Source organism: Amycolatopsis sp. NPDC043889 (assembly GCF_056435645.1).
Window position 1 is genome coordinate 130,737 of the sequence record NZ_JBWKEC010000009.1, and the last position, 20,954, is coordinate 151,690.

Annotated in this window: 19 protein-coding genes; 13 read left to right on the forward strand and 6 right to left on the reverse strand. The window is 69.6% G+C overall.

The annotated features are described in order from the left end of the window. Positions 1 to 66: 66 nt before the first annotated feature. Positions 67 to 1,218, reverse strand: coding sequence for a beta-ketoacyl synthase N-terminal-like domain-containing protein (locus AC0685_RS19465; RefSeq protein WP_478226802.1), 1,152 nt, complete (start codon positions 1,216 to 1,218; stop codon positions 67 to 69). Between the two features lie 134 nt (positions 1,219 to 1,352). Between AC0685_RS19465 and AC0685_RS19470 the strand changes: the two genes are divergently transcribed. The 4 genes from AC0685_RS19470 (at position 1,353) to AC0685_RS19485 (ending at position 5,902) form a co-directional block, all read left to right on the forward strand. Further along, positions 1,353 to 3,929, forward strand: a complete 2,577-nt coding sequence (locus AC0685_RS19470; protein ID WP_478226803.1) for a sensor domain-containing protein — start codon at positions 1,353 to 1,355, stop codon at positions 3,927 to 3,929. Positions 3,930 to 4,048: 119 nt separating this feature from the next. Beyond that, a complete protein-coding gene (locus AC0685_RS19475; RefSeq protein WP_478226804.1) occupies positions 4,049 to 4,630 on the forward strand; it encodes an Rv1733c family protein in 582 nt (193 codons plus the stop codon). A 344-nt stretch (positions 4,631 to 4,974) separates the two neighbouring features. Beyond that, positions 4,975 to 5,538, forward strand: coding sequence for a TetR/AcrR family transcriptional regulator (locus AC0685_RS19480; RefSeq protein ID WP_478226805.1), 564 nt, complete (start codon positions 4,975 to 4,977; stop codon positions 5,536 to 5,538). Between the two features lies 1 nt (position 5,539). Then, positions 5,540 to 5,902, forward strand: coding sequence for a tautomerase family protein (locus tag AC0685_RS19485; RefSeq protein ID WP_478226806.1), 363 nt, complete (start codon positions 5,540 to 5,542; stop codon positions 5,900 to 5,902). Here AC0685_RS19485 and AC0685_RS19490 read toward each other — a convergent pair whose 3' ends face one another. Next, positions 5,903 to 6,598, reverse strand: a complete 696-nt coding sequence (locus tag AC0685_RS19490; RefSeq protein WP_478226807.1) for a CDP-alcohol phosphatidyltransferase family protein — start codon at positions 6,596 to 6,598, stop codon at positions 5,903 to 5,905. Between the two features lie 61 nt (positions 6,599 to 6,659). On the opposite strand from AC0685_RS19490, the gene AC0685_RS19495 reads away from it, so the two are divergent. From AC0685_RS19495 to ribA, 5 genes are read left to right on the forward strand one after another with little or no spacing between them, the layout of a single operon-like run. Next, entirely contained in the window at positions 6,660 to 7,640 is a 981-nt protein-coding gene (locus AC0685_RS19495; RefSeq protein ID WP_478226808.1) for a zinc-dependent alcohol dehydrogenase, read from the forward strand. A 22-nt stretch (positions 7,641 to 7,662) separates the two neighbouring features. Further along, positions 7,663 to 8,061 carry a 6-pyruvoyl trahydropterin synthase family protein gene (locus AC0685_RS19500; protein WP_125680543.1) on the forward strand — a complete coding sequence of 133 codons (399 nt, stop codon included), beginning with the start codon at positions 7,663 to 7,665 and terminating at the stop codon, positions 8,059 to 8,061. After that, entirely contained in the window at positions 8,058 to 9,125 is a 1,068-nt protein-coding gene (locus tag AC0685_RS19505) for a glycosyltransferase family 4 protein (RefSeq protein ID WP_478226809.1), read from the forward strand. Before AC0685_RS19500 ends, AC0685_RS19505 begins: the two co-directional genes overlap by 4 nt. Continuing rightward, the gene (locus AC0685_RS19510) at positions 9,122 to 9,940 is read left to right on the forward strand and encodes an SAM-dependent methyltransferase (protein WP_478226810.1); all 819 of its coding nucleotides are present in this window, start codon (positions 9,122 to 9,124) and stop codon (positions 9,938 to 9,940) included. Before AC0685_RS19505 ends, AC0685_RS19510 begins: the two co-directional genes overlap by 4 nt. Then, a complete protein-coding gene (gene ribA, locus AC0685_RS19515) occupies positions 9,937 to 11,529 on the forward strand; it encodes a GTP cyclohydrolase II (protein ID WP_478226811.1) in 1,593 nt (530 codons plus the stop codon). Before AC0685_RS19510 ends, ribA begins: the two co-directional genes overlap by 4 nt. On the opposite strand, the gene AC0685_RS19520 is transcribed toward ribA, so the two are convergent. Continuing rightward, positions 11,485 to 12,180: a creatininase family protein gene (locus AC0685_RS19520; protein ID WP_478226812.1), complete on the reverse strand. Its 696-nt coding sequence runs from the start codon at positions 12,178 to 12,180 to the stop codon at positions 11,485 to 11,487. The two genes, ribA and AC0685_RS19520, sit on opposite strands and share 45 nt — an antisense overlap. 18 nt (positions 12,181 to 12,198) lie before the next feature. Between AC0685_RS19520 and AC0685_RS19525 the strand changes: the two genes are divergently transcribed. The 4 genes from AC0685_RS19525 (at position 12,199) to AC0685_RS19540 (ending at position 16,036) form a co-directional block, all read left to right on the forward strand. Beyond that, a complete protein-coding gene (locus AC0685_RS19525) occupies positions 12,199 to 12,987 on the forward strand; it encodes an inositol monophosphatase family protein (protein ID WP_478226813.1) in 789 nt (262 codons plus the stop codon). Positions 12,988 to 13,066: 79 nt separating this feature from the next. Further along, positions 13,067 to 14,137, forward strand: a complete 1,071-nt coding sequence (locus tag AC0685_RS19530; protein WP_478226814.1) for a glycosyltransferase family 4 protein — start codon at positions 13,067 to 13,069, stop codon at positions 14,135 to 14,137. Positions 14,138 to 14,215: 78 nt separating this feature from the next. Next, positions 14,216 to 14,953: a GNAT family N-acetyltransferase gene (locus AC0685_RS19535; protein WP_478226815.1), complete on the forward strand. Its 738-nt coding sequence runs from the start codon at positions 14,216 to 14,218 to the stop codon at positions 14,951 to 14,953. Between the two features lie 198 nt (positions 14,954 to 15,151). Continuing rightward, the gene (locus tag AC0685_RS19540) at positions 15,152 to 16,036 is read left to right on the forward strand and encodes an NAD(P)-dependent oxidoreductase (RefSeq protein ID WP_478226816.1); all 885 of its coding nucleotides are present in this window, start codon (positions 15,152 to 15,154) and stop codon (positions 16,034 to 16,036) included. A 357-nt stretch (positions 16,037 to 16,393) separates the two neighbouring features. On the opposite strand, the gene AC0685_RS19545 is transcribed toward AC0685_RS19540, so the two are convergent. The 3 genes from AC0685_RS19545 to AC0685_RS19555 form a co-directional block, all read right to left on the reverse strand. Next, the gene (locus AC0685_RS19545; protein WP_478226817.1) at positions 16,394 to 17,359 is read right to left on the reverse strand and encodes an LLM class flavin-dependent oxidoreductase; all 966 of its coding nucleotides are present in this window, start codon (positions 17,357 to 17,359) and stop codon (positions 16,394 to 16,396) included. A gap of 15 nt (positions 17,360 to 17,374) precedes the next feature. Continuing rightward, the gene (locus AC0685_RS19550; protein ID WP_478226818.1) at positions 17,375 to 19,294 is read right to left on the reverse strand and encodes a GTP-binding protein; all 1,920 of its coding nucleotides are present in this window, start codon (positions 19,292 to 19,294) and stop codon (positions 17,375 to 17,377) included. A gap of 215 nt (positions 19,295 to 19,509) precedes the next feature. Continuing rightward, the gene (locus AC0685_RS19555) at positions 19,510 to 20,952 is read right to left on the reverse strand and encodes a glycoside hydrolase family 3 protein (protein ID WP_478226819.1); all 1,443 of its coding nucleotides are present in this window, start codon (positions 20,950 to 20,952) and stop codon (positions 19,510 to 19,512) included. Between the last annotated feature and the right edge of the window lie 2 nt (positions 20,953 to 20,954).

Here is a 20,954-nt window from a genome sequence, read left to right on the forward strand (position 1 = left end):
GACCATCCGAGCACCGGAAATGACGGTTCGTGACAACGTTGAGACCGTGTGTTATCGAATTGCTCGCTAGGCGGTCTCCAGTACGACAGCCGCGACGTAACCGCCCATCCCGATCGACGTCTTGACGGTGAGACCGCTTTCCGGGCGGGACGGCCCGTCCATCAGCTGCGAATGCCCTGCCGCCACCGGTTTCGGCGCCGGGACCAGGTCCCGCTCCGCCGCGAGGCAGATCGCCGCGATCTCGGTCAACGCGCTGCCCGACTGGCTGTGCCCGGTCAGCGGTTTGATCGAGTAGATCTCGGTCTCCTTGGGGAAGACCGCTTCGAGGATCTGGGATTCCGTGCGGTGGCAGAGTTTCGTGCCCGTCCCGTGCGCGTTCAGGTAACGGACGTCGGACGGCGCGGCGTTCGCGTTCTCCAGCGCCCCGGTCACCGCCGCGACCGCGTTCGTCGGATCGGGGTCGAGAGCCATCGCGTTGTGCGCCTCGTGGGTCATGGCGCCGCCTCGCAGCGTCGCGTACGACTCGGTCTTCCGCTGGGTCAGCACCACCGCGACCGCGGCCTCGGAGAAGGTGAAACCCCTTGTGCCCTCTTGGAAAGGACGGCACGCCTCGAGCGGGGGCACGTCGGTGATCGCCACCCCGCAGTGCACGAAGTTGCGCACCATCGGCCTGGTCGCGGACAGATCCGTGGTGACCACGACCACGTCGTCGGCCATGCCGGCGTCCAGCCACATCTTCGCGGTGAGCACCGCGGCGCTGCCGGTCGCGCACATCGCGGACGTGGCCATGGAAGGGCCGTGGAAACCGAACTCCGCCATGAGGGTGGTGATCGGGGTCGAGGGCATCATGCCGATGAATTCACGCCGGTACATGAGCTGCTCGCCCATCTCGGTGAGCCGGTCCCAGGTGCGCAGGTCCTCGCGGACGCCGCCGGAGATGACGCCGACCCGGCGCCCTGGCGTCCAGCCTCGCGCCCCGGCGTCTTCGATCGCTTCCCGCGCCGCGGCGAGCAGGGCGCGCGCGTGCAGGCTGCCGTCCCTGTCCCGTCCGCCCTGGGGGACGTGGGCGACCCAACCCGGCTGATCCGGGGTTTCCCCGAAGCCGTCGGCGAATTGGGCACAGGGGACGCCGCTCGCCAGGCCTTCCCACAGCGATTCGCGCCCCCAGCCGTAGGCGGTTACGGCGCCGATGCCGCAGATGTCTGTTTTGCTCCGCACGTGTTTCCCTTCAACTACATTCAGTCAACGCTGGGGTGGAATAGCCGCGCCGATCAGCTGTCCGGGGAGGACGGCTACGTCGATTTAGTGATCTAATCGGAAGCTACATCAGTCGAGTAGGGGGTTTGGATCAGATGGATCCTGACGATCTCGACGGTGGGACTCCCGACACCCACCGGCCCTCGGATCAGGATTCCTCGCCAGCGAACGGCACCGCGACCCGCACGGTGGGGAAACCCGACCGGCACGCGTCGCTCGTCCGTCTGCTGACCGAGTTGTCCGCCGAGAGGGATCAGCGTGGCGAACCCGCGCTCGCCTTTCTCGGTCAGGGGTACCGCCTTTTGGAGCAAAATTCCGATGGCGGCGCATTGGGAACGCAATATCTCACGATGGTGGAGGCGAGCCCTTACGGGATCTGTGTCCATCAGCGGGGCAAAGTCGTCTTCGTGAACTCGGCCACGATGCGGTTCGTGGGCGCGAAGGTGTCGACCGAGATCATCGGGATGCACATCACCGATCTGGTCGACGTCGGCTCGCAGGACGCGCTGCTGGCGCGGATCGGCTCGCTGGTCTCGCCCGGCTCGTTCAGCGAGCCGACGGAGATGACCCTGCGGACCCTGCAGGGCAGGCGTGTCACCGTCGAATCGCAGGCGGTGCTCACGACATGGGAGGGCAAGCCCGCGTACCAGGTGATCATGCGCGACCTGACCACGCAGAAGGCGGCCGAGGCCGGTCTGCGGTTTCAGGCCGCGCTGGTCGGCCACGCGAGCGATGCGATCATCGCGACCTCCCCCGACGGGCTGGTGACGAGCTGGAATCCGGCGGCCGAGGCCGTCTACGGCCATGATCTCGACCAGGTCATCGGGGTTCCGGTGGCCGAGGTCGTCGGCGCGCCGATGAGCCCGCGGCAGGTCGTCGCGTCGGGCGGTGTCGTGCAGGCCACGCATTACAGCGCCGACGGCACGGCGCTGGCGGTGCGGGTCTCCGCGGCCGAGATGTTCGACGGTTACGTGCTGCTGTGCGCCGACGAGACCGCGCAGCGCCGGGCCGAGGCCGAATTCGCCACCGTCGTCGAGACCCTCGACGAGGGAGTGCTGCTGGTCGGCCCCGGCGGCCGGATCGAACTGGCGAACTCCGCGGCGCACCGCATCGCCGGGGTGCCGCCGGGTTCCCTGGTCGGCCTGGAGAGCCGGACGTTGCGGCTGTACGACGAGCACGGCATCCCGGTACCCGTCGATGATCTGCCGTCCGCGCGGGTGCGGCGTTCCGGGAAGGTCGACACCGGGCGGGTCGTGCAGGTGCGGCGGCGGGACGGCGCGCACCGATGGCTTTCGCTGACCTCCGGTCCGCTGATGGCGCCGGGGCAGAGCGTGCCCTCCGTGCTGACGTCCTTCGCCGACATCACCGAGCGGCGGGCGATCAGCGAACGGCTGGCCTACGAGGCCACCCATGATCCGCTGACCAGGCTCGCGAACCGCACGCTCGCGCTGAACCACCTGCGCCGCACGAACGCCGATCCGGCGCATACGACCACCGTGATGTTCATCGACCTCGACAAGTTCAAGATCATCAACGATTCGCTCGGTCATACCGTCGGCGACCAGGTGCTGCGCATCATCGGCGACCGGCTGCGCGCCGCCGCCGGACCTTCGGACCTGGTCGGACGGCTCGGCGGGGACGAGTTCCTGGTCATCACCACCGGTTATACCGAAGCCGCCGAGGTGCGGGCACTGGCCGACCACCTCCAGCGGCGGCTCGCCGAATCGCTCACCGTGCACGGCCGCGAACTGCATATAAATACGAGTATTGGAATAGTGATCGCCAAACCTGGTGATCGGCGCAGTGCCGACGAATTGCTGGAAGACGCCGATTTGGCGATGTATCAGGCCAAGACATTCGGGCCGGGGCGATATGCGTTCTATGCGCCGATCATGCGGAAACGAGTCCAAGACCGTTTCGCGCTGGAACAGGATCTGCGCAACGCCGTCGCCGAAGGCCTGGTCGAGACCGTTTATCAGCCCGTCGTCGATTTGCGGACCGGTGACATGGTCGCGGTGAAGGCGAAGTCCTGTTGGGCTCACCCGGAGCGTGGACCGATCGATCCGGCGGAATTGGCCGAGATCGCCGACGACGGCGATCTTTTGACGGTCATCGGGGCGGAGGTCCTCGCCAAGGCCGCCCGCGAGATCTCTCGATGGCGTGCCGATCATGGTGTGCACTGTAATGTGAATGTGAGTCTTTCGGTCCGCCAACTGGGCGATCCCACCTTGCTGCAAGTGGTCCAGACAACCCTGGAAGCAGCGGGGCTGGGGCCGCGGGACCTGAGCCTCGACGTCGACGAGACGGCGCTGAAGGACGCGGCCGACGCGGTCGACGCGCTGCGGAAGACCGGGGTGCGGGTGACCGCGGAACGGTTCGGCGCCGGGTATTCCTCGCTCGCCCAGCTGTGCCGGCTCGATCTGAACGTGATCGAGATCGACCGGTCGTTCGTGGCCGATCTCGGCAGGTCGAGCGACGCCGAGCCGATCGTCGCCGGGATCATGGCGATGGCGCACGCCGTCGACCTCGTGGTGGTCGCCGAAGGGGTCGAAACCGCGCGACAGCTGCAGGTCTTGCACGAACTCGGCTGCGATTGGGCGAAAGGGCCGCTGGTCGCGCCGCCGGGCCGGGTCGAGGACCTGAAGCGCGCGTACGAACACGTCGTGCGATGAACCGGGCGGCCGCCGCGTACGTGGTCCTGGGTGAGAGCCGCTGACGGGACCAAAGCCTCCTGGTGCTCCGGTTCTTTCCGGCGCAGTCTTGTCGGTGGGGACCGGTGAAGGAGGCCGTCGTGTGGCTCGTGTTCCTGTGGCGCCGGATCCATCTCGGCCGGAACCCGCTGGCGCGGATCCCCGACCGGATCGAGGCGGCGATCCTCGTCGGCGGCCTCGTGGCGGCGCTGCTCGGTGTACCGCTGGCCGCGGCGGCCGGTTCGGAGACCTACGCGACCATGACGGCGCGCTCGGCTCTTGAGACGGCTTCGCGTCACTCGGCGACCGCTTTCCTGCTCGAGGACGCGCCGCCGGCGCGTATCGGCGTCGACGGGACGCCTTCCGCGGAGACGGCTTCGGTGGCGGCGCGGTGGGCGTTGCCGGATGGGGGCTTCCAGGAGGCGCCGGTCGCCGCCGACCTCGGCGCTTCGGCGGGGGACGCGGTGACGGTGTGGCTCGACGAGGCCGGCGCCGTGGTCGAGCCGCCGGTGCTGCCGATGGACGCGACCAGTACGGGGATCGGCGTCGGGGTGGGGGTGTGGCTGGCCGTGGTGGCGCTGCTTGCCGCGGGGTATCTGGTCGCTCGGCACCTGCTGAACCGGGCGCGGTGGGCGGCCTGGGACCGGGAGTGGGAACGGTTCGGGCAGGACTCGCGGTCCTGAGGGTGTGGCGCGTTCAGTCGACTGGTTGCGGCTTGGACTTGGGTGTAAAGGTCGAGTTTCCTCGGCTCAGCCGAGGGAAGGGGCCTTCGCGCGCTTTGGGTGTGAGGCTTGGGGTCACTGGGGTGCATGTGGTGATCTGGCGGTCCGTGAAGGCCTCCTTCCCTACTTTGAGGGTAGGGAAGGAGGCCTTCACGGACCGGCGGGTCTCTCGTGGGGCGCAGTTAGTCTGCTGACTGCGGAATGTGGGTGCTGACCTGCGGATAAGTGCGAAAGTGGTAGCAAAGGTCCCTTGCTCTCCCGCCTCCGGCTTGCTCACTGTACCTACTAGTATGTACGGTCTGCTCGTGGACAAGAGGGAAAGGCTCATCGAGAGCACTCGTGAGCTCCTGTGGGAGCGCGGCTACGTCGGCACCAGCCCGAAGGCGATCCAGGAACGCTCCGGCGCCGGCCAGGGCAGCATGTACCACCACTTCCAGGGCAAGTCCGAACTCGCGCTCGCCGCGATCGTCCGCAGCGCCGACGATCTGCGTGCCAGGGCGGAGGCCGAGTTCTCCGCGCCCGGCTCGGTCGTCGAGCGTGTCACCGTCTACCTGCGCCGCGAACGCGCCGTGCTCAAGGGTTGCCCGGTCGGCAGGCTCGCCCAGGATCCCGACGTGATGGCCGACGCGGATCTGCGCAAGCCGGTCGAAGAGTTCTTCGGCTGGCTCACCGGTCGCCTCGCCGAGTTGCTCGACGAGGGCCGCACGGCCGGTGAACTCGACGCCGGACTCGATCCGCTCGCCACGGCGACCGCGCTGGTCGCGGTGCTGCAGGGCGGCTACATCCTCGCCCGCGCCGCCGGCTCCCCGGAAGTGTTCGCGAAAGCCGTCGACGGCGCCCTCGGCCTGCTCGCCACCAAGGAGAACTGACATGCCCTTCGTCCGCATCGACGCCATCGGGACCGACAAGCTCGAAGCCCTCGGCAACGCCGTCCACGACGCGATGGTCGAGACGCTCGGCATCCCGGCCGACGACCGCTTCCAGGTCCTGAACGGCCAGAGCACCCTGAAATACGACGACTACCTGGGGATCCACCGCGACGAGGGGGTCGTGTTCATCGCGATCACCATGCGGCAGGGGCGCACCGACGAGCAGAAGAAGTCGCTGTACCGGCGGATCGCGGAGCTCGCCGAGGAGTATTCGGGGACCGAGCCGCGGAACGTGCTCGTGATGATCACCGAGACCGATCCGGTCAACTGGTCGATCGGGAACGGCGAAGCACAGTACGCGTGATCAGGCCGGCGCGGCGGTGAAGGCGTGCTGCTCCAGCAGCCACCACGTGTCGCGCCCGAACGACCACGTCAGCAGCGCCAGCGCGCCCAGGGTGATCACGAAGCCCACCCAGAGCGGCAGGATCGCCGAGGCCACCACGACCAGCGCAATGCCCTGAACCGCCGCGACCGTCTTACGCGCCATGCTCGGCGGAAGCGGCGCGTTCAGCCACGGCCAAAGCCTGCTCGCGGCGACGAACACGTAGCGCATCGCGCCGATCGTGAGCACCCACGGGCCGACCGATTGCGCGACGACCACGCTCAGGATCAGGATCAGATAGGCGTCGACCTCCATGTCGAACCGCGCGCCGAGCGGGGACGCCGTCCCGGTGCGGCGCGCGACCTGGCCGTCGACGGCGTCCAGGACGAGCGCGACCGACGCGAGGACGACCATCGCGACGATCTCCCGGCCCGCGGTGTCGACGACGAGTGCGGTCACGCAGCCGACCAACCCGGACCGGCCGAGCGTGACGGCGTCGGCGGGGCCTAGGGAGCGCGCGGTGCTCCGGTTCAGGCCGTAGGTCAGGAATCCGCCCACGGCGAGGCCGTAGGCCGCGCCGGCGAGCCAGCCCAGCGGGCCCAGCCCGGCGACGGCGTCCAGCGTCCCCAGCAGCGCCAGCTGGACGAGGACCCCCAGGAAAACTCCGGGGTTGATCACGAGGCCTCCTCGTTATGGTGGCGGTGACCCCGGCTTCCAGGGTCCGACATGAGAGGACACGATGGAACGCGCCTTCTGGTTCAGTGGTTCCGGCGACGGTGAGATCAGGCCGGTCTCGCTCCCTCCGGTCGGCGACGGGGAAGTACTCGTCCGCACCCTGTACTCGGGCGTGAGCCGGGGCACCGAGACGCTCGTCTTCCGCGGCGAGGTCCCGCCGAGTCAACGTGCGGCCATGCGCGCGCCGTTCCAGGAGGGCGAATTCCCGGGGCCCGTGAAGTACGGATACCTCAATGTCGGCGTGGTCGAACGTGGTCCGGAAGACCTGGTCGGGCAGGTCGTTTTCTGCCTCTACCCGCACCAGACGCGCTACGTCGTCCCGGCGTCGGCCGTGACCCCGGTGCCGCGCGGGGTCCCGCCGGAGCGCGCGATCCTCGCGGGGACGATCGAGACCGCGGTCAACGCCGTCTGGGACGCGTCGCCGAAACTCGGCGACCGGATCGCCGTGGTCGGCGCCGGGATGGTGGGAAGCAGTGTCGCGAAACTGCTGGCCGGTTTCCCGGCGACGAGGGTCCAGCTGATCGACGTCGACCCGGAACGCGCGAAGGTCGCGAAGGCGCTCGGTGTCGACTTCTCGACACCGGAGGACGCGCTGGATGACTGCGACCTCGTCGTGCACGCCAGCGCGAGCGAGGCGGGGCTCGCGCGATCACTGGAGCTGCTCGCGCCGGAGGGCGAGGTCATCGAGCTGAGCTGGTACGGCGACCGCCGCGTCAGTGTCCCGCTCGGCGAGAACTTCCATTCACGGCGGCTGGCGATCCGCTCCAGCCAGGTCGGCATGGTCTCGCCGTCCCGCCGCCTGAACCGGGGCTACGCCGACCGCTTGGCGCTCGCCTTGCGCCTTCTGGCCGATCCAGGATTCGAAGTGCTGGTCAGCGGGCACTGTCTGTTCCATGAACTACCGGACGTCTTGCCGCGTCTGGCCGCGAATGAACCAGGAACGCTCTGCCTCCGTGTGACCTATCAGATGGAGGACACGCGTTAAGGGCACGACCGGAGGAGGTCCGTTGTTCAGTATCACCGTCCGCGACCACGTCATGGTCGCCCACAGCTTCCGAGGCGAGGTCTTCGGCCCCGCGCAGCGGCTGCACGGGGCGACCTTCCTGGTGGACGCGACGTTCCGCCGGTCCGAACTGGACGCCGACAACATCGTCGTCGACATCGGCAAGGCGACCGAAGAGCTCAAAGCGGTGCTCGCCGACCTGAACTACCGCAACCTCGACGACGTGCCCGAGTTCGCCGGGATCAACACCTCGACCGAGTTCCTCGCCAAGGTCATCGCGGACAGGCTCGCCGACCGCGTCCACACCGGAGCGCTCGGCGAGGGGGCACGCGGACTCGAGGGGCTCACCGTCTCGCTGCACGAATCCCACGTCGCCTGGGCGAGTTACGAGCGTGCGCTGTGACCGGCCTCCACGTCGTCCTGCCCAACGACATCGACGACGTGGGCGCGCCCAGCGGCGGCAACGTCTACGACCGGCGGCTGTGCGACGGCCTCGCCGCGATGGGGGTGGAGGTCCACGAGATCGCCGTGCGCGGGAACTGGCCGCGGCCCGGCACCGAGGCGCGCACGGTGCTGGCGCGCAAACTCGCCGCACTGCCCGACGGTTCGGCCGTCCTGCTCGACGGGCTGGTCGCTTGCGGGGTGCCGGAGGTGATCGGGCCGTCCGCGCGGCGGCTGTCGATCGCGGTGCTGGTGCATCTCCCGCTGGCCGACGAGACGGGACTGTCGCCTTCGCTCGCCGCCGAGCTGGACCGGCTGGAGCGGGAGACGCTCACCGCGGTCGAGGCCGTGGTCGTGACCAGCGCTTGGGCCGCGCGACGGCTGATCGAGCACCACGACCTCGCCCCGCATCGCGTGCACGTGGTGCCGCCCGGGGTGGACAAGGCCGAAGTCGCTTCCGGGAGTCTTGACGGGACGCGGCTGGTCTGCGTCGCCAACGTGACCCCGCGCAAGGGGCAGGGCACGCTCGCGGAAGCGTTGAAGTCGCTCAAAGATCTACCGTGGACCTGTGAATGCGTCGGTGCCATTCCCCGCGAGACCCGCTACGTCGAACGCCTGCGGCGACACACACTCGGCGATCGGTTCACCCTCGCCGGCCCGCGATCCGGCGAAGCACTCGAAGCGACGTATGCGGCCGCAGACCTTCTCGTGCTGCCGTCGCGCGCGGAGACCTACGGGATGGTCGTCACCGAAGCGCTCGCACACGGCGTTCCCGTGCTGACGACCGCCGTCGACGCGCTGCCGGGCACCCTCGGCCAGGCATCCGACGGCAGCGTGCCCGGCATGCTCGTCCCCGGTGAGGACGTCAACGCGCTGGCCACGGCCCTTCGCCGCTGGCTCACCGAACCTGAACTGCGTGATCGTCTTCGCGCCTCCGCCCGCCTTCGCCGCGAGACGCTGACGGAGTGGGACGAGACGGCCCGCGGTGTCGCCGCCGTTCTGCTGAGCGAAAGGACGGCGGCATGACCAAGTACGCCCCCAGCTGGCTCCAGTTGCGTGAGGACGCCGACGCCGCCGCCCGCGCGACCGAGCTGATCGAACCGGTGCGCGCGTTCCTGCGCGGGCGGGACGAGGTCGTCATCCGGGATCTGGGTTGTGGCACCGGTTCGCTCGGCCGCTGGCTGGCGGTGCGGCTGCCCGGCCGCCAGCGCTGGATCCTGCACGACCGCGACGCCGACCTGCTCACCCACGCGCTGTCGCGTACCAGCCGTCCGGAACACGCTTTGGACGGAAGCGAGGTCACTGTCGTCACCGAACAGCGTGACATCACCGAGTTACGTGCGGAGGACCTCGCCGGGACCTCGCTCGTGGCGGCGTCGGCGCTGCTCGACCTGCTCACCGCCGATGAGATGTCCCGGCTGGCGGAGGCCTGCGTCGAAGCGGGCTGCGCGGTCCTGTTCACGTTGAGCGTTTCGGGCCGGGTGGTGCTGTCGCCCAAGGACAAGTTCGACATCGAGATCTCCGACGCCTTCAACGCGCACCAACGCCGGGTGACCGACGGCCGGTGGCTGCTCGGACCGGACGCGGTGGACGTCGCGTTCGGCGTCTTCGAACGGCTTGGCGCCACCGTGCGGCGCGCTCCCAGCCCGTGGCGGCTCGGGGCCGACCAGGCCGCGCTGACCGCGGAATGGCTCACCGGCTGGGTCGGCGCCGCCTGCGAGCAGCGGCAGGAGCTGGCGCCGGACGGGGACGCCTACCTGCGGTGGCGGCTCGCGCAGTGCGCGGCGGGCGAGCTGGACGCGGTGATCCAGCACGAAGACCTCCTGGTGGTGCCTGCGTGAACCGGTGCTGGCCGTGGCTTCGGATGCTCGGCGCGCTCGGCATCCTCGGGACGCTCGTCTGGCAACTGGGCACGGGTGCGTTCCTGGCCGGGCTGCGCGAGGTCGACGCCGTCGGGATCGCCGCCGCGCTCGGGATCGGTTTCGCCACCACGGTTTTCAGTGCCTGGCGCTGGTGCCTGGTCGCGCGGCGGCTCAGTCTGCGGTTGTCGCTGCCGAGCGCGGTCGGCGAGTACTACCGCGCGTTGTTCCTCAACGGTGTCCTGCCCGCGGGCGTCCTCGGTGACGTCAACCGGGCCGTGCACCACGGCCGCGAAGCCGGTGACGTCCCGCGCGGCGTCCGCGCGGTGGTGCTGGAGCGCACCGCCGGGCAGATCGCGGTCATCGGAGCTTCGGTCGCCGTCGTGCTGAGCGCGCCTTCCATGGTGCCTTCGCCCATCGGCGGAGTAGTCACGGGCGCCGGGATCGTGGTCGTCGCCCTCGCCCTCGCGCTGATCGTCACCGGGATGACGGCCGGAAAGCGGTGGATCCACAGTGGATCGAAATGGCGCCGCGGGTTCGCCGTCACCCTCGCCGACGTCCGGCTCGGTCTGCTGACCAAGGAGACCTGGCCCGGCGTGAGCCTGCTTTCGGCCGCCACCCTGGCCGGGCATCTCGCGCTGTTCGTCGTCGCCGCGCGCGTGGCCGGGATCACCGCGCCGGTCGGCGACCTGCTGCCGTTGATGATCCTCGCCCTGCTCGCGATGGGCCTGCCGCTGAACATCGGCGGCTGGGGCCCGCGCGAAGGGGTTTGCGCGCTGCTGTTCGGCGCGGCGGGGCTCGGTTCGGCGCAGGGCGTCACCGTGGCCGTCGTCTACGGCGTGCTCGCGCTCTTCTCCAGCCTTCCCGGTGCGGGCGTCCTGCTCGTGCGTTCCGTCAGGAGTCACCGAACAGACAGGAGAAACCCGATGACCGTCGAGAGGGTCGTGGAGACCAGACTGCCCACCCGATACGGCGTCTTCCGCGCGTATGGGTACCTGGACGCAGACGGCACCGAACAGATGGCGCTGGTGCACGGCGACGTCGCGACCTTCGGCACGCTGGCGCGGGTCCATTCGGAATGTCTCACCGGAGACGTCTTCAGCTCGATGCACTGCGAATGCGGCGACCAGCTGGCCGCCGCGCTGCAAGCGATCGTCGACGAGGGGGCCGGAATCCTCGTGTACGCCCAAGGCCACGAAGGACGCGGAATCGGCCTGCTCGCGAAGCTGAAGGCGATGCGGCTGCAGGACGAAGGTCTCGACACCGTCGAGGCGAACATCGCGCTGGGGCTGCCGGTGGACGCGCGCGACTACCGTGCCGCGGCGGAGATCCTGAACGACCTCGGGGTGCGGTCGGTGCGGCTGCTGTCCAACAACCCGGAGAAGGTCGACCAGCTGAAACAGCACGGGGTGCGGATCAGCGAGCGGGTGCCGCTGCTGGTCACGCCGAACGACGAGAACCTGCGTTACCTGCGGACGAAACAGGAGCGGATGCACCACTTCCTGCCGCATCTGGACATGATCGAGTCAGCCGAGCGCGGCCAGAGTGTCCCCGAAGTTCTCCACCAGTGACTCCAGCACCAGCCGTCCCTTCTCCGCCGTCGCCAGCGAAGGCCGCCCGACCACCCCGGAATCCGAATACGGGCGCAGGCCCACCGTCAGCAGGTGCCGCCTGTCGTCGGCGAGGTGATCCGCCTCGGTGAAACCGGGCCGGACCAGCGATGGGTGCGCGTGCAGCAGAAGGGAGGTCTCCAGCTCCCCGGCGTGCATGTCGCTGTCCAGCGACGTCTCCAGCCCGGCCGCGTCGTGCGCAGCCTGCCAGCCCTCGACGCCGGGGAAGAGCGCCATCGGCGACGTCGACTCCTGGACCACGTTGGACAGGACGTAGTTGCCGCCGTGCGCGTTCACCAGCACCAGTTTCGGTACACCGGAACGGCGCAGGGAGGCCGCGACGTCGTTCACCACGGCGTACAGGGTCGCGGCCGAAATACTGACCGTGCCCGTCCAGTCCGCGTGTTCGTGTGAGCAACCGATCGTGATCGGCGGGAGCCGCAGCACCGGGTACGCCGCGGCGAGGGCGCCGGCGATCGTCGTCGCGATCAGGGCGTCGGTGGCGAGCGGGAGGTGCGCTCCGTGCTGTTCGAAACTGCCGACGGGCAGCACCGCGACCTCGGCGCCGCGGATGCGCTCGTCGGCCGTCGTGGTCGTCGGGAACAGGTCCATTCCGGCTACGGTACCCATATGACCGACCACGCCGCATTGTTGTCCGTGGCCCGCGAGGCCGTCGCCAAGGCGACCGGGATCATCCGCTCGATGACGTCGTTCTCCGTTGCCGCCAAAGGTGATCGCGATATGGTGACCGACGTCGACCTCGCCGTCGAGGACGCCGTCCGCGAATTCCTCGCCCGCGAGACGCCGGAGATCGGCATCCTCGGCGAGGAACGCGGGCATCAGGGCGACAAGGACCTCTGGTGGGCGCTCGACCCGGTCGACGGCACGGCGAACTTCGCGCGCGGCATCCCGCTGTGCGGCGTTTCGCTCGGGCTCGTCGACGGTCTCAAGAGCACGGTCGCGGCGATCTCCCTGCCGTTCCTCGACGTCACCTACACCGCTGTCGAGGGACAAGGCGCGTACGCGGACGAAGAGCGTCTTGAGGCGTCGAAAGCGACGGAGCTGTCCGACGCGATCGTGAGTATCGGCGACTTCGCGGTCGGCGAGGGGGCGGAGGCCAAGAACCGCGTCCGGATGGCGCTGCTCGCCGAACTCGGCGGCCGCGTGCAGCGGGTCCGCTTCCTCGGCTCCGCGGCGATCGACCTGGCCTGGGTCGCGGACGGCAAACTCGACGCGAGCGTCATCCTCTCCAACCAGCCGTGGGACACGATGGCAGGTGTCCTGCTGGTACGGGAGGCCGGGGGAGTGGTCGTCGACACCGACGGCGGCGACCACACGGTGCGTTCGGCGGCCACCATCGCGGTCGGTGCCGGGCTGCGTGACGAGATCGTCGCCGCGATCGCCCGAGTGCACGGGTGAAACTTTCTTCCTCCGGAGGTGAACCGGCCGGGCTCCGTATCCGTGTCTCCAGATAAGGCGCCCGCATCTGGAGGTAACCGTGTTCACCTCGAATGACCGCGTGACCGAACCGGTCGTCTTCGTCCTGCCGGGGGACACCGAGGACATCAGCGGTGAATACGACCGCCGGATGTGCCAGAACCTCCCGGCCACCGGCCTCCCGCTGCTGGAACTGCCGATCGCCGGCGAATGGCCGATGCCGGGGCCGCTGTCCCGGTCGAGGCTGGCCCGTTCGCTCGCCGCGCTGCCCGACGACACCGTCGTCCTGATCGACGGCACGGTCGCCTGCGGGGTGCCGGAGATCGTGGTCCCGCACGCGCGGCGGCTGCGGCTGGCCGTCCTGGTCCACCGGCCGCTCGCCGACGATCCCGCGCTCGATCCGGCGCAGGCCGCCGAACTCGACGCGAGCGAACGGGAGACCCTGCGGCTGACGGGGATGATCGTCGCCACCGGGCCGTGGCTCGCGCGCCAGCTGATCGACCGGCATGACCTCGACCCGACGCGGGTCTACGTCGCGACACCCGGCACGGACGCGGCCCCGCTCGCCGCCGGGGCCGACGGCGTCTCCCGGCTGCTGTGTCTCGCGCCCATGACCGCGCGGCACGGCCAGGACGTGCTCATCCGCGCGCTTTCGACGATCGACGAACTGGCGTTCAAATGCGTGTTCGCCGGCGCGACCCATCACGATCCCGCCTACGTCGACGAACTGCGCTGGACGGTCGAACGGCTCGGGCTCGGTTCCCGGATCAGCCTCATCCAGCCGCCGGACGACCTCGACCTGGTCTACGACGGCGCGGATCTGCTCGTCCTGCCCGCTCGCGGCGGCACGTCCGGGCTGGTCGTCGCCGAGGCGCTCGCGCGCGGAATCCCTGTGGTGGCCACCGAAACCACCGGCGCGCGCGACGCGCTCGGCACGGCGCCCGGCGGCGGCGTCCCCGGCCTGCTGGTGCCGCCGAACAACCCTTCGGCGCTCGCGGCGGCCTTGCTGCGCTGGTCGCTCGACGCCGAACTCCGCCATTCCCTGCGAACGTCGGCGCTCGAGCGGAGCAGCGTCCTCGAGGAGTGGGACGTCGCCGCGGGCAGGCTCACCGACGTCCTTTCCCGGTTGTAGGCCGCGCCGCGTCAGCCGGTTTGATCATCGCCCGGAAGCAGCTATCGGGCCGATCACCGGCTCGGTTGACTGGGCGGCATGCGAATCGTCGATCTTGCGTCCCGTCCCGATCTCCTCGATCCCGCGCTGAATCTTGGCGATGTCGGCGGTGAGTTCATCTACGCCGGGTTCAGCGGCAAGATGATCACCCCGGAGCGGTTCCTGCGCCACTGGTCCCGGTACTTCCTGATCGCGCTGGACGACGACGGCGAACCGATCGCGCGGGCGCTGTCGGTCCCGCTGACCTATCCGGCCGCGGACCGCCGCGAACTACCGGCGCACGGCTGGGACGAGGCGATCCAGTGGGCCGCGCAGGATCTCATGGACGGCCGCGCGCCGGACACCCTATGCGCCCTCGAAGTCGTCGTGGCGCCACGGATGCGCGGGACGGGCCTGTCCACGCCGATGCTGAAGGCACTGAAGGCGCGCGCGGCCGAGACGGGGCTGAAGCGGCTGATCGTCTCCGTACGCCCGATCGGCAAGGAGGACGAACCCGATGTGCCCATGGAGGAGTACGCCGTCCGGCGGCGCGAGGACGGGCTGTTCGCCGATCGCTGGCTGCGCACCCACGAACGGCTCGGCGCGCGGATGATCAAGGTGTGCCCGTTCGCGGTGACGATCTCGGGCTCGATCGCGGACTGGCACGAGTGGAGCGGGGTCAAACTCGCCGACGGCGACAACGTGATCCCGGGCGGGATCGCGCCGGTGCACGCGAACGTCGAGCGGGACTGCGGGGTCTACGTGGAGGCGAACGTGTGGATGGAGCACCCGTTCTGAGCCGCGGTGCCGGGCGGGGCGGGCCGCGAGGACGTTGCGAAAGAGGCTTTCGCGACCTGTCCGTGGGGTGCCTGGGCGCGGTGGGTGGCTCGTTCACGACTGTGCGGCGACGGTGTCACGACGCCATGTTCCTCGCGACTTCCGGCAGGATCGTCTCAGCGGCCGCGCCGGGACAAGGCCGTGCCGCAAAGTGGGCTCATGGGTATCTCGCGAGTCGGTTTCGCCGGGCTGGGCAGTATGGGCGAGCCGATGGCACTGAACCTGGCGCGCGCCGGAATCCCGTTGCTCGTGTGGAATCGCACCCCGGGCAAAGCGGGCCGGGTGGCCGAGGCGGTCGAGGACGTGGCAGAGCTCTTCGCGCGGTGTGACGTCGTGATCCTGATGCTCAAGGACGCGGACGCCGTCGACGCCGTGCTCGACCGCGGCGGGCCCGCGTTCGGCGGCCGGGTGGCCGGCCGCACGATCGTCCACATGGGAACGACGGCGCCGGGCCACTCCCGCGAACTCGAGGCCGAGCTCCTCGCGGCCGGGGCGAAGTACGTGGAAGCGCCGGTCTCCGGCTCGCGGATCCCGGCGGAGGCGGGTGAGCTGGTCGCCATGCTCGCGGGGGACCCCGGCACGATCGAGGAGGTCCGGGAGCTGTTCGCGCCGATGTGCCGGGAAACGGTGCGCTGCGGGCCGGTGCCCAACGGGCTCCTGATGAAACTGGCGGTCAACGTGCATTTGACCGCGGTCGTGACGAGCCTGGCCGAGACCGTGCGCTTCGCCTGGGCCCACGAACTCGATCTCCGTCTGCTCGCCGACGTCCTCGGCGCGGGGCAGCTGGCCAGTCCGATCCTGCGGGTCAAGGCGCCCAAACTCGTCGAGGAGGATTTCGCGCCGCAGGCCTCGATCGCGAACGTCCTGGCCAATGTCGAGCTGATCGCGGCCGCGGCGAGGGAGACGGGACTCGAGTTGCCGCTGATCGAGGCGTCCCGCGCCCTCTACGCCGAAACCGCGCGGCTCGGTTACGGCGCGGAGGACATGGTCGCCGTGATCAGGGCGCTCGACGCCCGGCCGCATTCAGAGGACGAAACGCGGTAGTTGCGTGTGCAATCGTACGGCCGTGAAGGCCTCCTTCCCTGCTCTGAGGGTAGGGACCCGGCGAAGTCGTCTATCCGCTGGTCAAGTGGCTGGTGGAGGGGCTCGTCACAGTGGCCTGACACATCTTGACTGTCCACAGGGGACACTCTCGGGGAGCGGTGCCTGATTCGGGCGTTTTGCGAAGGTGTCGTGAGTGATAAAGACGGTTCTAACCGTCCTTATCACTCACGACCTCGGTAAAAACCGTACAGAGCGACACCGGCCGGCGTTTCGCCGCATTGGCTGTGGGGAAAGTCCCCTTCACCAGGCGCCGCTGGTCCGGCCCCGTCCGCGTTCAGAGGACGAAACGCGGTGAGGTCAGCCGCGCAGAGCCGACGCGATCCGGCCCGCCGCGGCGAAGGACTCCTCCTCCGGCTCGCCGAGCAAGGGGAGCAGGATGACGGATTCGGTCCCGGCCGCGTACAGCGCGCGGATCTGCTCGACACAGCGGTCGAGCGGCCCGCTGATGCTCAGCCGGTCGATCCACTCGGGCCGCAGCCGCCGCGCCAGCTCCGCCCGGTCGTCCTTCGCGGCGGCGACCTCGGCCAGCAGTTCGGCGCCGAAGTCCAGCGGTTCCAGCGCCGGGCCCGAGTTCGGCCCGATCGCGGAAGCGACGTCGGCCCGTGCGCGCTCGCGGGCCCGTTCGGGATCGGCGTCGAGGGCCAGCCAGTTGTAGGTGGCGATCGTATGGCCTTCGACGCCGATGAGATCGCGTGTCGCGCGGACGTATTCCGGGGTCGCCGGTTCGGCGAGCAGCGTCCCGTCCGCGACCCGGCCCGCCGCCGCGAGCGACTTCGGCCCGCGGACGCCGGCGACGAGCTTCGGCGGCAGCGCGGGCGGGAACTCCAGCTCGACCTCGTCGAGCCGGACGTGCTTGCCCTCGAAGGAAACGCGCTCGCCCGCCAGCAGCCGCCGGATGACCGTCAGCGTCTCCTCGAACGCCGCCAGCGCCGACTTCGGCCACGCGTCGATCTGGCGCATCCAGCTCGGCACCCCGTGCCCGAACCCGACGATCAGCCGTCCCGGGTACAGCTCCGCCAGCGCCGCGATCTCCATGGCCGCGATGGCCGGGTTCCTCGCCACGGCGGGCATGATGCCGATGCCGAGGGTGATCTTCTCGGTCGCCGCCAGCACCGCCGACGCCGTCGCGATCCCGCCCGCGTAGAAGCAGTCCTCGACGATCCAGACCTCGTCCAGGCCCTCCTGTTCCGCGCGCCGGGCGAGGCCGGTCAGCCGGGCGGCGGGCAGCTCGCGCGGGATCCTGACCCCGAGCCGTGAAACCATGACGTTCTCCGATCCTCAGACGCGCCGCAGCACGCGTAGCAGGTATTCCTTGCGGTTCAACGGGTTGTGATCGGTCCTCGACCGTGACGGCGCGGCACCCCGGACAGGCCGGTAGCCGTGGAAGGCGGTCTCCATCGTGCCTTCGCCCCGGGCCGCCGAAGGCAGGAACTGATGCACCTCATGGGTTTTCGCCGCCGGGATCTCGCCTTCCAGCTCCGCTGTCCCGGCTTTCGTGACCGTCGTACGCGGGACGGCACGAGCCTGCGCCAGCAGGGCGGTGACCGGGCCGAGAGTGTCGGCCGGGGTCTGGAGGAAGAACCGGTGCATCGGTTCGTGCACGGTCGTCCCGGCCTCGCGCAGCGCCGCCATCAGCACCAACGGCGTCAGGTCGCGGAAATCGCCCGCGGTGCTGGACATGCTCTTGTCGAAGGTGCCGTGCGCATGGCTTTGCCGGGCGTAATAACCCGAATGCGTCATCGTCACCACGCAATCGAGCACCTCCCAGCCGTGGAGGCCTTCGCGCAGTGTCTTCTTCACCGTTTCCTCCACGGCTTTGACGAAGGAATACGGCATGGAGCCGAGTTCGACCTCAAGCTGGAACGAGATCCCGCTTCCTGGTGACCCCGGTCCGACACGGAGCCCGACCGTCGCCAGAAAGGGATTCGGCGCCTTGCCGATGAGTTCGGCGGCCGACCCGGTGCCGGAGACGTGCTCGACGCAGATCGTGGTCGTCTCACTGAACGTGACGTCGAGGCCGTACTCGTCCGCGAGCGTCGCCTGTATGACCTCTTTCTGCACTTCTCCGTACAGCGAAACGGAAGTCTCCTGGCGTACCTCGTCGTGCCGCAGGCCGATCAGGGGGTCCTGCTCGGTCAGCCGGGTGAGCGCCTGGTGCAGCGGCCCGCGATCGGACGGGCGCACCGGCGAGACGACGGTTTCCAGTGTGGGTGGCGAGAACAGCGCTTCCCGCACTCGCGCCCGGGCCCCGAGCATGTCTCCGATCCGGACATCGAGCCCCGAGAGCTTCGCGATCCGCCCGGCGTCGACCGAGCCCGACGGCACGGCCGAGCCGTTGTCGAAGACGCTGATCGCGGTGACCTTGCCTTCGCCGTCCCCGAGCGGGACCTTGTCGCGCACGGCGACGCTGCCGGAGAACAGCCGCACGTAGGCGATCTTCTCGCCGCCCGGCGCGCGCTCGACTTTGAACACCGTGCCGGACAGCGGCCCGTCGACGTCGCTTTCCTCGGCGGGCAACAGGTTCTCGATACCGTCGCGGAGCGCGTCGATCCCGGCGCCGGTGATCGCGGACCCGAAGTAGACCGGATGAGCGAGACCTTCGGCGACTTTCGCAGTCAGTTCGGCGCGGAGCCGCGACGGCGTGAACGCGTCCGGGGCGGTGAGGTACTCGGTGAGGAAGTCCTCGTCGAGGGTCGCCAGGAGGTCGATCACCCGATCGGGTTCCATCGGGTCCATCGCGATCGCCGACGGCGTGAGTTTCGTGGTGATTTCCTGGAACACCCTGCCGGGATCGGCTCCTCGGCGGTCCAGTTTGTTCACGAACAGCAGCACCGGGATGCCCAGCCGTCGCAGCGTCCGCATCAGGACACGGGTCTGCGCCTGGACGCCTTCGACCGCCGAAAGCACCAGGACGGCGCCGTCGAGCACGCCGAGCGCGCGTTCGACCTCGGCGATGAAATCGGGGTGGCCGGGGGTGTCGATCAGGTTGACGGTGACGTCGCCGAGGGCGAACGAGACCACGGCCGCCTTGATGGTGATGCCGCGGGCGCGTTCGAGCGCCAGTGTGTCGGTCTGCGTGCTGCCGTCGTCGACGCTGCCCAGCTCGCCGATGATCCCGGCGGTGTGCAACAGCCGCTCGGTCAGGCTCGTCTTCCCGGCGTCAACATGCGCCAGAATCCCCAGATTGAGGGTCTTCACGAGTGGTCTTGTCCTCGAGGTAGGCGGGAATTACCTGATGGAAGGACGTGGACACTCGCAAGACGATCATCTCCTAGGCCGGGAACCGATCCCCAGGACTACAACACCCCTGATCCGGTACCGCAACCGAATTACCCTCGAACGCATTTCGTCCTCTGAACGCGGTACTTGCGTGTGCATGTACCGCATCCAGAGGACGAAATGCGAGAGAGGGGTCAGGCCAAGTACTCGGCCGCGGCCCGGAGGCTGACGTAGGAGCCGCTGAACGTGTCGATCCGCGGGCCGTCGGTCCCCGGCCCCGGCACGCCGGTCTCGACCCGGATGTAGTCCACAGTGGACTCACGCAGCCAGTCGAGGAATTCGCGCACCTCGGGGTGCCGGTGCGCCTCGCGCGTCACGATCACGAGGTCACGGGCGCCGTGGACGGCCTCGATCGCGGTCGCGATCCCGTCCGCGCCGACCTTGAGTGTCCGCGTGCCGGGGACGAGTTCGGTCAGATGCGAGCCGAGCCCCCACGGCATCGGGCCCGCCGCGACGATCGGCTCGGTCTCGATGTCGATCACCAGCGGTGGCCCGGCCAGCTTCGGTGACCCCTGGATCCGCAACGCCTTGCGCGCCGCCTCCAGGCCGAGCCGATGATCCACCGGCGAGATCGGCGTCGACACCGGGGGAGTGCCGAGCGCCGCGACCCGCTCCGACGCCTCGGCCAGCCGCTCCAGCGGCAGTTCACCGGACTCGACGGCGGCCGCGATGACCGCCGCGATCCGGTTCAGCTCGTCCTCTTCGAACGACACACCGCCGAGGCAGAGCGCGTCGGCACCGGCGATCAGCGCCCGCACCGACGCCCGGCCGACCCCCTCGGTCTTGCCGAGTTCGCCGGCGACGGCACCCATGTCGAGCGCGTCGGTGACCACCGCGCCGGTGAAGCCGAGTTCGCCGCGCAGGACGTCGGTGAGCGCCTTCGGGTTGAGCGTCGCGGGCAGATCACCCCACGCGGGCACGACGAGGTGCCCGGTCATCACCGCGCGCACCCCCGCCGCGATCGCCGCCTTGAACGGGACGAGTTCGAGTTCGTGCAGTTCCGCCTCGGTCCTGGGCAAGACCGGGAGCGCATGGTGCGAATCGTCGGTCGCGGCACCGTGCCCGGGGAAGTGCTTGGCCGACGCGGCCACGCCGTACTTCTGCAGGCCGGTGATGTACGCCGCGACATGCGGCGACGCCTTCACCGGATCCGAACCGAACGCGCGGACCCCGATCGAGGGATCCTCCGCCGCGAGCGTCAGATCCGCGCACGGGGCGAAGTTGATCGTGACCCCGCACGCGGCCAGCCGTTCGCCGAGCGCCGCCGCGACCGAGGTCGTCAGCTCGACGTCGTCCGCGGCGCCGAGTGCGAGCGGTCCCGGGACGAACGAGCCGGTGGCGACGTCGAGCCGGGTGACGTCACCGCCCTCCTCGTCGATGCCGACGAGCACGTCGGGCCGTTCCGCCCGCAGCTGCGCGCTCAGCGCGGCCACCTGCTCGTCGTCGACCACGTTGCGGCCGAACAGGATCGCGCCGCCGAGACCGTCGGCCACCTTGCGCCGCAGCCAATCCGGCGCGGTCGTGCCGTCGAAGCCAGGGACGAGAACGGATGCGGCGAGCTTTTCCGGTGAAGACAAGG

What these genes read in the sequence shown, in the direction of transcription:
- AC0685_RS19470 (WP_478226803.1), top strand. Translation starts at nt 1,353, where the DNA reads ATGGATCCTGACGATCTCGACGGTGGGACTCCCGACACCCACCGGCCC.
- AC0685_RS19485 (WP_478226806.1), top strand. Translation starts at nt 5,540, where the DNA reads ATGCCCTTCGTCCGCATCGACGCCATCGGGACCGACAAGCTCGAAGCC.
- AC0685_RS19495 (WP_478226808.1), top strand. Translation starts at nt 6,660, where the DNA reads ATGGAACGCGCCTTCTGGTTCAGTGGTTCCGGCGACGGTGAGATCAGG.
- AC0685_RS19510 (WP_478226810.1), top strand. Translation starts at nt 9,122, where the DNA reads ATGACCAAGTACGCCCCCAGCTGGCTCCAGTTGCGTGAGGACGCCGAC.
- AC0685_RS19520 (WP_478226812.1), bottom strand. Translation starts at nt 12,180, where the DNA reads ATGGACCTGTTCCCGACGACCACGACGGCCGACGAGCGCATCCGCGGC.
- AC0685_RS19525 (WP_478226813.1), top strand. Translation starts at nt 12,199, where the DNA reads ATGACCGACCACGCCGCATTGTTGTCCGTGGCCCGCGAGGCCGTCGCC.
- AC0685_RS19535 (WP_478226815.1), top strand. Translation starts at nt 14,216, where the DNA reads ATGCGAATCGTCGATCTTGCGTCCCGTCCCGATCTCCTCGATCCCGCG.
- AC0685_RS19540 (WP_478226816.1), top strand. Translation starts at nt 15,152, where the DNA reads ATGGGTATCTCGCGAGTCGGTTTCGCCGGGCTGGGCAGTATGGGCGAG.
- AC0685_RS19545 (WP_478226817.1), bottom strand. Translation starts at nt 17,359, where the DNA reads ATGGTTTCACGGCTCGGGGTCAGGATCCCGCGCGAGCTGCCCGCCGCC.